12 protein-coding genes and 1 pseudogene are annotated in these 13,442 nt (G+C 44.3%); 9 read left to right on the forward strand and 4 right to left on the reverse strand.

Annotated elements, in window-relative coordinates:
• Positions 1 to 605: 605 nt before the first annotated feature.
• A complete protein-coding gene (locus V7K21_RS12375) occupies positions 606 to 794 on the forward strand; it encodes a hypothetical protein (protein WP_335174574.1) in 189 nt (62 codons plus the stop codon).
• Here the strand turns inward: V7K21_RS12375 and V7K21_RS12380 are convergent.
• Positions 772 to 1,011 (reverse strand): helix-turn-helix domain-containing protein, encoded by a 240-nt coding sequence (locus V7K21_RS12380; protein ID WP_335174576.1) that lies wholly within the window; start codon positions 1,009 to 1,011, stop codon positions 772 to 774. The two genes, V7K21_RS12375 and V7K21_RS12380, sit on opposite strands and share 23 nt — an antisense overlap.
• Positions 1,012 to 1,132: 121 nt before the next feature.
• Here V7K21_RS12380 and V7K21_RS12385 point away from each other — a divergent pair, with 121 nt between their 5' ends.
• Both V7K21_RS12385 and V7K21_RS12390 read left to right on the forward strand, forming a co-directional pair.
• A complete protein-coding gene (locus V7K21_RS12385) occupies positions 1,133 to 2,197 on the forward strand; it encodes an aldo/keto reductase (RefSeq protein ID WP_335174578.1) in 1,065 nt (354 codons plus the stop codon).
• The gene (locus tag V7K21_RS12390) at positions 2,194 to 3,243 is read left to right on the forward strand and encodes an aldo/keto reductase (protein WP_335174580.1); all 1,050 of its coding nucleotides are present in this window, start codon (positions 2,194 to 2,196) and stop codon (positions 3,241 to 3,243) included. Before V7K21_RS12385 ends, V7K21_RS12390 begins: the two co-directional genes overlap by 4 nt.
• A gap of 81 nt (positions 3,244 to 3,324) precedes the next feature.
• Here V7K21_RS12390 and V7K21_RS30685 read toward each other — a convergent pair.
• A pseudogene (locus tag V7K21_RS30685) lies at positions 3,325 to 3,524 on the reverse strand (IS701 family transposase); the annotation flags it as partial.
• A 224-nt stretch (positions 3,525 to 3,748) separates the two neighbouring features.
• Positions 3,749 to 4,696 carry a 1-aminocyclopropane-1-carboxylate deaminase/D-cysteine desulfhydrase gene (locus V7K21_RS12395; protein WP_335174582.1) on the reverse strand — a complete coding sequence of 316 codons (948 nt, stop codon included), beginning with the start codon at positions 4,694 to 4,696 and terminating at the stop codon, positions 3,749 to 3,751.
• A gap of 221 nt (positions 4,697 to 4,917) precedes the next feature.
• Between V7K21_RS12395 and V7K21_RS12400 the strand changes: the two genes are divergently transcribed.
• From V7K21_RS12400 to V7K21_RS12410, 3 genes are all read left to right on the forward strand, one after another.
• On the forward strand, positions 4,918 to 6,648 hold the full coding sequence (locus V7K21_RS12400; protein WP_335174584.1) for a diflavin flavoprotein: 1,731 nt from the start codon (positions 4,918 to 4,920) through the stop codon (positions 6,646 to 6,648).
• A gap of 134 nt (positions 6,649 to 6,782) precedes the next feature.
• The gene (locus V7K21_RS12405; protein WP_334797468.1) at positions 6,783 to 7,295 is read left to right on the forward strand and encodes a phosphate-starvation-inducible PsiE family protein; all 513 of its coding nucleotides are present in this window, start codon (positions 6,783 to 6,785) and stop codon (positions 7,293 to 7,295) included.
• Positions 7,296 to 7,420: 125 nt separating this feature from the next.
• A complete protein-coding gene (locus V7K21_RS12410; RefSeq protein ID WP_335174586.1) occupies positions 7,421 to 9,157 on the forward strand; it encodes a diflavin flavoprotein in 1,737 nt (578 codons plus the stop codon).
• 96 nt (positions 9,158 to 9,253) lie between these two features.
• On the opposite strand, the gene V7K21_RS12415 is transcribed toward V7K21_RS12410, so the two are convergent.
• The gene (locus V7K21_RS12415) at positions 9,254 to 9,580 is read right to left on the reverse strand and encodes a hypothetical protein (RefSeq protein ID WP_335174588.1); all 327 of its coding nucleotides are present in this window, start codon (positions 9,578 to 9,580) and stop codon (positions 9,254 to 9,256) included.
• A gap of 183 nt (positions 9,581 to 9,763) precedes the next feature.
• On the opposite strand from V7K21_RS12415, the gene V7K21_RS12420 reads away from it, so the two are divergent.
• The 3 genes from V7K21_RS12420 (at position 9,764) to V7K21_RS12430 (ending at position 13,373) form a co-directional block, all read left to right on the forward strand.
• Positions 9,764 to 10,768: an ABC transporter ATP-binding protein gene (locus tag V7K21_RS12420; protein WP_335174590.1), complete on the forward strand. Its 1,005-nt coding sequence runs from the start codon at positions 9,764 to 9,766 to the stop codon at positions 10,766 to 10,768.
• Positions 10,769 to 11,581, forward strand: coding sequence for an ABC transporter permease (locus V7K21_RS12425; protein WP_335174592.1), 813 nt, complete (start codon positions 10,769 to 10,771; stop codon positions 11,579 to 11,581).
• A 127-nt stretch (positions 11,582 to 11,708) separates the two neighbouring features.
• Positions 11,709 to 13,373 (forward strand): GldG family protein, encoded by a 1,665-nt coding sequence (locus tag V7K21_RS12430; RefSeq protein WP_335174594.1) that lies wholly within the window; start codon positions 11,709 to 11,711, stop codon positions 13,371 to 13,373.
• Positions 13,374 to 13,442: the final 69 nt, after the last annotated feature.

Here is a 13,442-nt window from a genome sequence, read left to right on the forward strand (position 1 = left end):
ATTTAAATGCTATGTATGCAGCAAAACTCACATCTTTTAGCGATCGCCTACATTTGTGATGACCCATAGGGAAAAATGGATAAAGTCGAGCTTAGGTTTACTTCGGAATTTTGATATCCATCTCTATGTCAGCCTACCTGAGAATTATTTCAACATAAATATCACAATTTCTTTATTACGATACAATTTTGCATTTCCTTTTACTAGGAATTGCTGCTTACTTGAGTCATCTAGCATTAAACAAACGTCAAATTCCAATATCGAACCGCCAAGCCGCCTTCTCTACAAAAGGCTTTGCCAACGCGTAGCGTCTCGTAGATAAGAGCGCCTTTCCTTCGGAACGCTTTGCGTTCCGAAGGAAAGAAAAGAAAAGGATTTCAGAAATCATTTAGGACTGCTATATAGATAGCAAATTTTACTTCATCCTCTGCACTTTTGTCCTTTCTGTGGTAGCTTGCGGTAATTCGCTACATGTGTGCGTTAATCAAAATCACGCAATCCGGTGAATCAAAAGGGTGAGGTACAAGAAATATAAAATATAGTAGCTTAAGGCTATAAATGGTTGCTAAATACACCAATTTATAGCCTCAGGAATTAGAAAGTGGATGATAACTATAAACCAAATTATTGGAGATTCACCAAATCAGATTTGTGCCAACTTTGGTAAACGTTTTTTCGCCTGGATGATGGCTCAAAGTAGCGGCACTGCTGGCTTTGCTAGTGTGAATTATGAGCGATTTGATACACAAGTGCCGATTATTAGTTTTCATATTATTGGTGTAGCAACAAAGTGAAAGAACCTTTTGCAGTTGCTGAATAAAACGTCGGTATAAGATGAGAGCGTCGTACTGTCTCTAAACCAGGCTTGTCATATTCTTTTAGATAAGGCGATCGCATGGCATGGCTCAAGGCAGAGGCAGACATGCCCAACTTCGCGGCGGCGCGTGTAAAGCTCATCTCGTCGGCAACTACGACGAAGGCGGCTAAGTCGTTCAGTTCATCCCGCTTCATTACTGCATATCTTTCATTAGTCCATGCTGATTATGCCATCTAGTTAAGAAATTGTATTCGATCTATTGTTAAAGTTCAGTTAGTATTCAAAGTTGCAATACCCATTTATTCGGAGCTATCAATGCGCTACAACAAATTGGGTTCTACAGGACTCTTTGTTTCAGAACTGTGCTTCGGCACCATGACCTTTGGAGGCAGAGGACCTACTAGTGTCATCGGCAAGGTGCAGCAGACAGAAGCAGATACCTTGCTCGCGCGGTCCTTTGAGGCGGGCATCAACCTGATCGACACCGCCGATATTTACTCAGAGGGTAATTCCGAGCGGATCACCGGACAGGTTTTGAAGAATTTGGGGACAAAACGCGATGAGGTGATCGTAGGGACCAAAGTATTTGGCAACATGGGTTCAAAGCCGAATCAGCAAGGATCTTCACATGGTCATATTCTCGATGGCGCAAAGGCAAGCCTTGAACGGCTGCAATTGGAGTACATCGATTTGTATCAGCTCCACGGGTTTGATCCCGCCACTCCGATTGAGGAAACCCTCGCAGCCTTGAACGATCTGGTCAGACAGGGACTGGTTCGCTACATCGGGGTTTCAAACTGGGCGGCTTGGCAGATTGCAAAGGCATTCGGCATCTCCAACCTCCACAACCTGGCAAAATTTGCTTCGCTTCAGGCTTACTACTCGATCGCAGGTCGAGACTTGGAACGTGAGATCGTGCCAATGCTGAGTAGCGAAGACCTCGGTCTGCTGGTCTGGAGTCCTCTAGCTGGAGGACTGTTGAGCGGTAAATATAATCGAGAGCAGCAGGAGCATGAAGGAAGCCGCCGCACTACATTCAAGTTTCCGCCTGTGGAGATGGAGCGCGCTTACAACATTATTGATGTTTTGAAGGAGATGGCTCAACACAAACAGGTTTCTGTGGCACAACTTGCTATTGCGTGGTTGCATCAGCCCCACGTCACGAGCGTCATCCTCGGAACAAAACGGATTGAGCAGCTAACGGACAATTTGGGCGCGATCAATATTCTTCTCTCCGAAGAGGAGTTGCGATCGCTAGATCAAGTGAGCCAACTTCCTGCCGAGTACCCTGGTTGGATGCTGGACTTTTGGAGTCAAGCGAGAGTCCAGCAGTTAAAAAATTCACGCCCCGTTGTTCCAGTTAAAAGAGAAACTCCATGAACCTTACTGCTTTTCGCACCCTCGGTCGCTCTGGCTTGATTGTCAGCCCGATCGCCCTTGGCACTATGACCTTCGGCACACCGCAATGGGGTGCGCCCGACGAAGTTGCTGAGTCTATCTTTCACGCCTACGTCGATGCGGGCGGCAACTTCATTGATACGGCTGACGTGTATGCCAAGGGACGCAGCGAAGAATTGATCGGCGGCTATGTACGTGATCGCAGTCTGCGCGATCAACTGGTACTAGCAACTAAGTTCAGCTTTCACGGCGGCGAACCTAGCAATCCCAATGCAGGTGGTAACGGACGCAAGAATATGTACCGGGCGATCGAAGGGTCACTGCGCCGACTGCAAACCGACTACATCGACCTCTACTGGATGCATGTTTGGGATCTGGTGACACCCGTTGAAGAAGTCTTACAGTCGCTCGGTGATCTCGTCCGTGCGGGTAAGATACGCTACTTTGGATTTTCAGACTTACCTGCCTGGTACGCTACCAAAGCCGTCACACTAGCGTCAGCACACAACCTTCCCGCACCGATCGCCCTACAGCTTGAGTACTCGCTCGTCGAGCGCAGCATCGAGCGCGAACATTTGCCTGCCGCGCGCGATGGTGGACTTGGCGTGTGTCCTTGGAGTCCTCTAGCAGGCGGCTTTCTGGCGGGTAAGTACCAGCGTGCAGATGCCGGAGCCACTGGAGAGGGGCGGCTTGGCGGCAGTAATCCGTTTGGCAACACAAAGTTTACTGAGCGCAACTGGCGCGTACTCGACACCCTGCGGATAGTAGCGGCACAGGTCGATCGTCCACTGGTGCAGGTTGCCCTTGCCTGGATCTTGGCGCAGTCCGGCGTTACCTCGCCCATTCTGGGTGCCAGCAAGCTAGAGCAACTGCACGACAACCTGTCCTCGTTAGAGATTCGCCTCACCCCCGAACAGTTTCAGATGCTAGACGAGAGCAGTGCGCTCGACCCCGCCTTTCCCTACGGCATCTTCACGAGCGAGGTGAACCGTAGCATCTTTGGCGGCGTGATCGTTCAGGGTTGGTAAGTCTTGCAAAGAGCGATCGCACAGTCTTTGTTCTACAAAAGCCAAAATCATCACGCTACTGCGTGAGTTCTTAGCCCTCTTTGGGCTAACTTCATTAAATAAATCCTCGGGTTCATTCCGCTCACGTAACAAAAATCTGTTGACACTATCGAAAAGACAAATCTTCCATTATTTCTGCCAAACGTGTACAGCCAGGATACAAAGATTGCTGCCAGTAGAAACAAAGTATCCTGGTTCAGGCCACACTTGGCGGTGGATGGCTTGGTATTCGCACGGAACAGTCTGAACCCTATAATACAAGATGACCTCAATTATCCGTCTTTCCAGTCCAAGAGTGGTTAGCGTAGGCGTAGGCTGCCGTAGGCATCCCCTGTTTTTCCCTGATTCTCCTAATCGCATTTTTTGTCTAATTTGTCCATGTGTAAGTTCTATGACCCTCAAGAACAGCGCATTGTCTATACTAATTTTGAGGATGAGCTAGGAGAGATTGTTGAGACTGATGTACTTAGTAGCTCTGTAACCTTTCCTCCATCCCAATGTTGCCCTGTAAGCCACCTGTGTGTACCAGCAGCAAGCGATCGCCTTGATAAAAAAATCCTTGCTTTAGTAAATCCATCACTCCGTAAAACGTTTTAGCGGTATATACGTAATCAAGGGGTACGCCATGTTCCTCCCTGAACTGTTGGCTGAACAGTAGCAGCTCATCGTTTACCTTTGCATAGCCGCCAAAGTGGTAATCACATACCAATTCCCAAGATGCCGGACTATATGTTGCGGGTAAACCAGAGGCGAGGTAATTTGCCAGCAGACTTTCGATTTCTTGTGCAAGAAAAGCTCCATTTTTCAATACTGGAAAAGCGATCGCTTTTTGTCCTTGATGCAACGAAAGCGCAATACCAGCCAGTGTGGTAGCTGTACCGCAGGCTACGCATATATGATCAAATGCGTAGGCGTAGCCAGCCGTAGGCATCGCATCACCAATTATCTCTGTACAACCGCGCACACCATTTAAATTACTTCCACCTTCGGGAATGATAAACACCTCACCGAAACGTTGTTGCAGATATTCCTGTAACGCTGCTGTGTTGCGCTGTCGATACATCTCACGGTTGAGATACACAAGCTGCATACCCTGCTGTACAGCAAAACTCAGTGTCGGATTCAATGGTAGCCTCTCCTCTCCACGAATTACACCAATAGTGCGAAAACCGAAAAGATTACCAGCAGCCGCAGTTGCATAGATGTGATTGGAATAAGCGCCGCCAAAGGTGAGTAACCTCGTGAAATTTTTCTGCTTGGCTTCTAAAAGGTTGTACTTTAGCTTGAACCACTTGTTGCCGTTAACCCATCGGTGGATCAGATCGAGGCGCAGTACATACAGATCAACACCAGCGTGGCGGACAATTTCGCTGTTGATTTGTTGTAGAGGAGGAGAAAGAAAAGTTAACGACATGCCTAAATATTATAACTTATTATTCACATTTTCTCACATTCATTATTAAAGATAAAAGTAATGATAAACATTGAGTAATTCCAATGGTAAATCAATTTCAATGACCAATAAATCTTTCTGATGATTAGCTTTAGAAATTAACATTTTACTAATTGAGTATTTCAGGTAAATATAATAAACATAACTTTCGCTTCAAATAATAATCTTTTTGGAGAAAACAAATGGTTGCACTCATCCAGCCCACTCAAGTTACTCCCAACCCAGGACGTTTGACGATTCAAACTGTTGAAATTGCTCCTCAAACGACTGCTATCCGTTGTCTCGACTGGGATAGAGAACGTTTTGATATCGAGTTTGGTTTACGGAATGGGACAACCTATAATTCTTTCTTAATTCAAGGAGAAAAAGTTGCTTTAATTGACACATCTCACCGCAAGTTTGAGCAGCTATATCTTGAGATACTGGTGGGATTAATTGATCCGACTAAAATAGATTACTTGATTATTAGTCATACAGAACCCGATCACAGTGGCTTAGTGAAAAATATTTTGCAATTAGCTCCCTCCATTACTATTGTCGGTGCTAGGGTAGCTATTCAATTTTTAGAAAATATGGTTCACCAGCCTTTTAAATCAATCCAGGTGAAAAGTGGACAGCTATTAGATTTAGGCAAGGGACACCAATTAGAATTTGTTTCTGCACCTAACTTACACTGGCCTGACACAATCTTCACTTATGACCACAAAACTCACACTCTCTATACCTGTGATGTGTTTGGGATGCACTACTGTGATGACCACACCTATGATGAAAATCTTACCTTAATAGAGGAAGATTTTAAATATTACTATGATTGTCTCATGGGCCCCAATGCCCGATCTGTTTTGGCAGCTTTAAAGCGGATTGAAAAGTTAGAAATAGGAACAGTTGCCACAGGACATGGCCCTTTATTACAAAATTATATCTCGGAATGGCTTGCACACTATCAAAACTGGAGTTTAGAACAAGCAAAAACAGAGACTTTAGTGACTCTCTTTTATGTAGAAGATTATGGGCATAGCGAGCATTTAGTCCGTAATATAGCACATGGATGTGCAAAAACAGGCGTGGCAGTAGAATTATTTCCTCTCAATAGTTCTGAGCCTCAAGAAGTTCGAGAATTAGTTGCCCAATCTTCTGGTTTAATAATTGCAATGCCACCCCAATCTTCGGTGATGGCTCAAGCTTCTTTAAGTACAATTTTAGCTGCTGTTCACAAGAAACAGACAATTGGTTTATTAGAGTCGGGAGGAGGAGAAGATGAACCCGTTTACCCTTTACGTAATAAGTTTCAAGAACTAGGATTAACTGAAGCTTTTCCACCTATATTAGTTAAGGAAATTCCTAGCCAAACAATGGAACAGCTTTGTGATGAAGCGGGGACAGATATGGGTCAATGGTTAAATCGCGATCGCACCATTAAACAGATCAAATCTATCAATAGCGAGCTAGAAAAAGCTTTAGGGCGTATTAGCACAGGATTATACATTATCACCGCCAAAAAAGGAGAAATTCAGAGTGCTATGTTGGCCTCTTGGGTGACACAAGCGAGTCTTGAGCCTTTAGGAGTAGCGATCGCAGTATCCAAAGATCGGGCAATTGAATCTTTGATGCATGTTAACGATCGCTTTGTTTTAAACGTTTTAGAAGAAGGTAAATATCAAGGATTAATGAAACATTTCCTGAAGCGTTTTGCTCCTGGTGCAGACCGCTTTGCTGGAGTGAAAACATATCCAGCAAACAATGAATCGCCCGTTTTAGCTGAAGCCCTAGCTTATATGGAATGTGAAATCACTAGCCGTATGGACTGTGGAGATCATTGGGTAATTTATAGCACAATCCAAACTGGAAGAGTTGCCAAGCTAAATGCACTTACCGCCGCCCATCACCGCAAAATTGGCAATCATTACTAAATAGGGCATTGGTCATTCTCCTTGTCCCTTTGCCTCCCTTATTTCCCCGACTTCTACTGCTTCTTAGAGATGCGATTCATCGCGTCTCTACCCACTCTTGTACAAACGCGATGAATCGCGTCTCCCCAAAAACTATGTATAAATCTGTTGAAAATGCCCCGATTACCATGTACGAAATCAATCGGGGGCGCGTTGTGCGAACCTTGGAATTTATCCAAGATGTAATTGTAATTTCTTTGTGTATCGGTTTATTTTGCTTCATGGTGCTTCAGGTGAAAGATATGTTTCTCTCCTTACTTCCGCCTCTAGATTTTCATGCTGTTACTGCCGATATTCTCTTTTTACTTATCTTAGTTGAGTTATTCCGACTGCTAATTATTTACCTACAGGAACATCGAGTATCTATTGGGGTAGCTGTTGAAGTTTCCATTGTTTCTGCTTTGCGAGAAGTCATTGTTAAAGGGGTTTTAGAAACAAATTGGAGTCAAGTTTTAGCAACTTGTGCCTTTTTATTAGTGCTGGGAATACTACTGTTCCTACGAGTTTGGCTACCCCCGACCTTTGAAGGTATCGATCCGGAACAAGAAGCATCTAAACGCTATAGAAATCTAGCAAAATCTGAATTAACACAAACCAATAGTCATTAGGAACAAGCAGGGGGAGTAGGAAAGGCAGACAGAGAAAGAACTATTAATTATTCATCCATCCCTAATGTCCAATCTCCAATCCCCAATGCCCAATGACGCCACTTGCCCAATTAAGAGAGGTTATTATGTCTGCTGTCACATTAACGCCCAACCATAGCAGAGATGTACAAGTTGCTGAAATTGGTAAAAATACTCTGATTCTGCGATCGCGGACTTGGGACCGACTAAAATTTGAGGTGGAGTATTCCCGCCAACGGGGAACTACAGCAAATTCTTATCTGATTCAAGCTGATAAAAAAGCTTTAATTGACCCTCCCGGCGAATCTTTTACCGAAATTTACCTTGAGCAACTAGCACAACATCTAGATTTTATCTCCCTCGATTACATTGTTCTCAGTCATGTCAACCCGAACCGCAGAGCAACCTTGCAAGTATTACTCTCTCTGGTTCCTCAAGCCACTCTCATTTGTTCTCGTCCCGCCGCCAATGCTCTAAAAACTGCCTTTCCCGAATTTGAATCAACTATTCAAGCGATGCGATCGCAAGATACTCTAGATTTAGGACAAGGACATCTTCTATCATTTATCACTGTACCAACTCCCCGGTGGGCAGATGGACTTTGTACCTATGATTCCGCCACAAAAATTCTCTACACAGACAAACTTTTCGGCGCTCATATTTGCGAAGATACTTTGTTTGATGAAGATTGGAAGGGATTAGATGCGGAACGTCGTTATTATTTTGAATGTCTTCATGCACCCCAAGCCAAACAAGTTGAAGTAGCCTTAGATAAATTGTCAGTTTTGGGAGCCAGATGTTATGCCCCAGCACACGGTCCGGTTGTCCGTTACAGCCTGAGTCGTTTTACCTATGATTATCGTCAATGGTGTCAAGGACAAAAATCTCAGGAGTTGAGCGTCGCTTTGCTCTATGCTTCTGCTTATGGTAATACAGCAACTCTGGCGAATGCGATCGCTCAAGGTTTGATCCAAAATGGAGTTAATGTAGAATCAATCAACTGTGAATTAGCCGATTCTGCGGAGATTAACCGCATTGTTGAAATTTGCGATGGCTTGATTATCGGCTCACCTACATTAGGCGGCCATGCACCGACTCAAATTCAAACTGCTTTAGGAATCGTCCTCTCGGTGGCGGCTAAAACTAAGTTAGCAGGGGTGTTTGGTTCCTACGGTTGGAGTGGAGAAGCAATTGATTTAATTGAAAGCAAGCTCAGTGATGCAAATTATCAACTAGGGTTTGAAACAATTCGGGTGCGTTTTAACCCTACTCCTGAAATTCTTCAACAGTGTCAAGAAGCAGGTGCTTCCTTTGCCCAAAACTTGAAGAAAACTAAAAAACTGCGGACTTCCCGTCAGGTTGTGACAGAAACTCATGTAGATCGTACCGAACAAGCGGTGGGGCGGATCGTTGGTTCTCTGTGTGTTGTGACAACTCGTGATGAAGAAACCCACAAAGGGGTTTTAACTTCTTGGATATCTCAGGCAACTTTTAACCCGCCAGGAATTATGATTGCGATCGCTCAGAAGCAAAATGCTGATTTAATGCATCATCCTGGTGATAAATTTGTGCTGAATATCCTCAAAGAAGGAAGAAATGTGCGACGATATTTTTCTCGTCATAGCACTTTAGGAGATAATCCCTTTGCAAATCTTGCCACACAAACTGCTCTTAATGGTTGCTTGATTCTAAATGAGGCATTAGCCTATTTAGAATGTACGGTACAAAATCAGCTTGAATGTGGCGATAGATGGTTAATTTATGCCGTCATCAATCACGGTGAAGTATTGGAAAATGATGGTGTCACTGCTTTAGAGCATCGGAAATCTGGCAGCTATTATTAACCTGCCTTTTCACGGTATATAGAAAACCTCTCTCTAAATCTCTCTCCTAAAAGGAGAGAGACTTTGATTTTCCCCCTTCCCGCGTCGGGAAGGGGGTTAGGGGGTTAGGTTTTTCGTGGGCTTTCCTACATAACGTAAAAAGTCATCTGCACACAAGTCTTTTAGAGTTGCAATGCGATTGTTTTGGCTGACAATGCGATTGTTTTGGCTGACAATGCGATTGTTTCGGCTGACAATGCGATTGTTTCGGCTGACAATGCGATTGTTTCGGCTGACAATGCGATTGTTTTGACTGACAATGCGATTGTTTCGGCTGACAATGCGATTGTTTCGGCTGACAATACGATTGTTTTGACTGACAATATGATTGTTTCGGCTGACAGTGCTAGACTTTTCACCGGATCTGGAAAACCTCACTTTCATTCCTCTCTCCTCTTAAGAGGAGAGAGGGTTTTATTTTTCACCTTTCCCTAGTACGGAAGCTTGCTTAGTAGTTAAGTTTTTCAGGAATACCCATTGTCGGCGAATCTTAGTGCCAATCCCCCATGCTGAATATCGTGATCTAATATTGTTGGGTATCCTATAAATTACGATCGCTTGATACCGATGATTGAAGTTGAGCATCTAAGTAAAATATACGGTTCCACCCCAGCGATTACTGATGTCACTTTTAGCGTCGAGCCAGGGGAGATTTTAGGGCTTCTGGGCCCCAATGGCGCTGGTAAAACTACAACCATGCGGATTCTGGCTGGTTATTTACCGGCAACGAATGGTAATGCCCGGATTGCTGGTTATGATGTCCATGAAAATTCTCTGGCTGTGCGCCAACGAATAGGTTATTTACCGGAAACACCACCGTTATATCCAGAAATGACGGTGGAGGGATTTTTGCATTTTGTAGCCCGAATTAAGGGAGTTCCAGCAGGCGATCGCACCAATAAGGTAATAGCCGCTATCGAACGCTGCAACTTAGAAGATAAGCGGCGGGTAATTATTCGCAAACTTTCTAAAGGATATCGCCAAAGGGTAGGAATTGCTCAAGCGATCGTCCACGATCCACCAGCGATCATTCTGGATGAACCCACCGTCGGACTCGATCCCCGACAAATAATTGAGGTGCGGAATTTAATTAAAAGCCTCGCTGGAACTCACACAATTATTCTTTCCACGCACATTCTGCCAGAAGTAAGCATGACTTGTAACCGTGTAGCCATCATCAATCAGGGCAAAGTTGTGGCAACTAATACACCAGAAAACCTGATGACTCAGTTGACAGGTGGCTCAGGATATGAATTGGAAATAGAAGGAGAAGCTGCGTTAGCCAAACAAGTATTGCAAAATGTCGCGGGTGTGAGTCTAATAGAATCAATTCCGGCGGGAATGCATGGTCATCAACCCCAGACAAATCGCGCTTACCTGCGGGTGATATCGCAACCGGGAAAAGAACCAGGAAAGGATATTGCCACAACATTAGTGCGTGCAGGATTTGGTTTACATGAACTGCGGCGTGTTAACGCCACCTTAGAAGATGTGTTCTTGCAACTGACCACACAAGAAAAGAATTTCGATACTGAGGTAGACTTAGCAGACAACGAAGGAGAGGCAGCGTAAATGGGTATAGTACTGAGTAATATTATTGCCATTTATCGCCGAGAGTTACAGAGTTATTTTGTATCGCCTTTAGCTTATGCGATCGCAGGCATATTTTGGTTGCTCGCGGGGTTATTCTTCGTGATGATTTTGCTAGGGCCAGATGGCATATTGGTAGGAGTCGCGGCAATAGATTCACAAGGGCAACAACTAGGAGTGCCAGTACCGCCGATAGATGTCCCCTACGAATTTGTCAAGGTATTTTTGGAGCGTATGGAGTGGCTATTGCTGTTTATCCTGCCAATTTTCTCAATGGGACTCTATGCCGAAGAACGTAAGCGGGGCACTTTAGAACTGTTAGCCACGTCACCAATCACCAATTGGGCAGTAGCTGTAGGTAAGTTATTAGGCGTGCTAACATTTTTTACCACGATAATTGCACCTATGCTACTGTTTGAAGCGATCGCCATCAGCGGATCAAATCCACCAATGGCGCTCTCAATTCCCTTGCTGGGTCATTTTGGATTAATCTTGCTAGCAGGGGCAATTTTATCTTTAGGAATGTTTATTTCCTCCTTAACAGACAGCACAATTCTGTCTGCTGTTCTCACATTTGCAGCAGTTTTATTGTTGTTATTGATTGATTTAATCGCTAAAATTATCCCTGGTCCGGTGGGTGAAGCTTTAGGTTATCTCTCGTTGCTGAAACATTACAACACTTTAATTCAAGGCATTTTTGATACCAGCGCTTTGATTTTATTCGTCAGTTACATTTTTTTGGGCATCTTTCTCACAGCTCAATCAATTGATGCATTGCGCTTTCAAAGGCAGTAGTCATATAAGTTATGAGTTAACCCTTCGGCTTCGCTCAAGGTTAAAGCCGAGCAAAGTCGAGGCTTTAAAAGTTAGAAGTTATGAATTTTAACTTATAACTCCTAACTCCTCACTTCAGTTTAAGAATATGAAGATAGTTGCAAAAAAGAAACTGTGGAAATATCTGTTTTGGTTGGGCCCGTTCTTAATTACTGTCGGCTTAACAGTTGGGTTAGTCTCTCAACAGTGGGGACTAATTTCATTAGCATTTCTGATTGCAGGAATTGTGATCAGTGGGTTGGGGATAATATGGCAAAGCTACCAGAGTAACTGGTGGGGGCGTCGTTCTACCCAAGCTGGGACTAATGCCCTAGTGGCAACTCTAGCAGTGTTGGCAATTTTGGGATTGATTAACTTTTTGGGAACTCGCTACCACTTGCGGGCAGATTTAACAGAAACTCAATTATTTACCCTTGCGCCCCAGTCACGGGAATTGGTGAGGGTATTACCACAGCCAGTTAAGGTGTGGGTGTTTGATACTAACCAAAATCCCCAAGACCGGGAATTGCTAGAAAATTATCAACGGCAAAGCTCAAAATTTAAATATGAGTACATCGACCCCCAAGCTAGACCAGGACTTGCAGAAAAGTTTGGTGTTAAAGATTATGGGGAAGTTTACCTAGAATCTGGGGATAAACGGCAATTAGTACAAACAGTAAATGAAAATGAACGCCTGTCGGAAGTCAGATTAACTAGTCGCCTGCAACAACTAACAAATTCAACTACAGCCAAAGTTTACTTACTCCAAGGTCATGGCGAACGCCAACTTTCGCCTGGTAAAGGTGCAATATCACAAGCAATTCAGGGATTAGGCGACAAAAATTTCACAACATCACCCCTTAATTTAGGAGAAACTTCCAAAGTTCCTCAAGATGCAGCTGTGGTGATCGTGGCTGGCCCCAAGCGAGGACTGTTTGAAGGCGAAGTCAAAGCTTTACAAGAGTATCTTAATCGCGGCGGTAACTTACTGCTGATGATTGATCCTAATACCGATCCCAAAGTTGACAGCTTGCTACAAGAGTGGGGTGTTCGTCTGGATAATCGTTTAGCAGTCGATGTCTCTGGCGAAAGTGTAGTGGGACTTGGCCCTGCTACGCCCTTAGTCACAGAATACGGACAACATCCGATTACCAAAGATTTCCGTAACGGCAATTCTTTTTATCCGATTGCCCGACCCCTGGAAATTATCTCTGTGCCTGGAGTTGAAGCTACTCCACTGCTGCGAACGAAACCCTATCCCAAAAGCTGGGCAGAAAGCGACCTTCAAAGCGAAAAATTGGAGTTTAATGCAGATAAAGACCTGAAAGGGCCTCTAACTTTAGGCGTAGCCTTAACAAGGAAAGCAGCTAAATCTGCTTCCACTCCCCAAGCTGCACCGACACCTTCACCCCTACCATCACCAACCACTCAAAGCAAGGCTTCCCCTGCTCTCCCTCCCCCCCCTGCTCCCACTCCTTCCCCCGCTCCCTCATCTCAAACAGCTACTGAATCACGGTTAGTGGTTTTAGGAAATTCCAATTTCGCCACTGATGGCTTGTTTCAACAGCAATTAAATGGAGATGTATTCCTCAACTCAGTTACTTGGCTGAGTCAGCAGGAAAAGCAACCCCTTTCTATTCGCCCCAAAGAACCGAAAAACCGTCGGATAACCCTGACAACCACACAAGCCAATCTTTTAATATTGTCATCTCTGTTAGTTTTACCCTTAATTGGGTTTGCGATCGCAGTTATTATTTGGTGGAAACGAAGGTAAGAAAGGAGTTAGAAGTAGAGACGCGATTAATTGCGTCTCTACAGGAGTTAGGAGTTAGAAATATTAACT

The organism is Nostoc sp. (assembly GCF_036919595.1).
In the GTDB taxonomy this organism is placed as follows: domain Bacteria; phylum Cyanobacteriota; class Cyanobacteriia; order Cyanobacteriales; family Nostocaceae; genus Nostoc.

Coding starts and splice junctions, on each gene's coding strand:
- V7K21_RS12375 (WP_335174574.1), top strand. CDS start 606: ATGATAACTATAAACCAAATTATTGGAGATTCACCAAATCAGATTTGT.
- V7K21_RS12380 (WP_335174576.1), bottom strand. CDS start 1,011: ATGAAGCGGGATGAACTGAACGACTTAGCCGCCTTCGTCGTAGTTGCC.
- V7K21_RS12385 (WP_335174578.1), top strand. CDS start 1,133: ATGCGCTACAACAAATTGGGTTCTACAGGACTCTTTGTTTCAGAACTG.
- V7K21_RS12390 (WP_335174580.1), top strand. CDS start 2,194: ATGAACCTTACTGCTTTTCGCACCCTCGGTCGCTCTGGCTTGATTGTC.
- V7K21_RS12395 (WP_335174582.1), bottom strand. CDS start 4,696: ATGTCGTTAACTTTTCTTTCTCCTCCTCTACAACAAATCAACAGCGAA.
- V7K21_RS12400 (WP_335174584.1), top strand. CDS start 4,918: ATGGTTGCACTCATCCAGCCCACTCAAGTTACTCCCAACCCAGGACGT.
- V7K21_RS12405 (WP_334797468.1), top strand. CDS start 6,783: ATGTATAAATCTGTTGAAAATGCCCCGATTACCATGTACGAAATCAAT.
- V7K21_RS12410 (WP_335174586.1), top strand. CDS start 7,421: ATGTCTGCTGTCACATTAACGCCCAACCATAGCAGAGATGTACAAGTT.
- V7K21_RS12415 (WP_335174588.1), bottom strand. CDS start 9,580: ATGAAAGTGAGGTTTTCCAGATCCGGTGAAAAGTCTAGCACTGTCAGC.
- V7K21_RS12420 (WP_335174590.1), top strand. CDS start 9,764: ATGATTGAAGTTGAGCATCTAAGTAAAATATACGGTTCCACCCCAGCG.
- V7K21_RS12425 (WP_335174592.1), top strand. CDS start 10,769: ATGGGTATAGTACTGAGTAATATTATTGCCATTTATCGCCGAGAGTTA.
- V7K21_RS12430 (WP_335174594.1), top strand. CDS start 11,709: ATGAAGATAGTTGCAAAAAAGAAACTGTGGAAATATCTGTTTTGGTTG.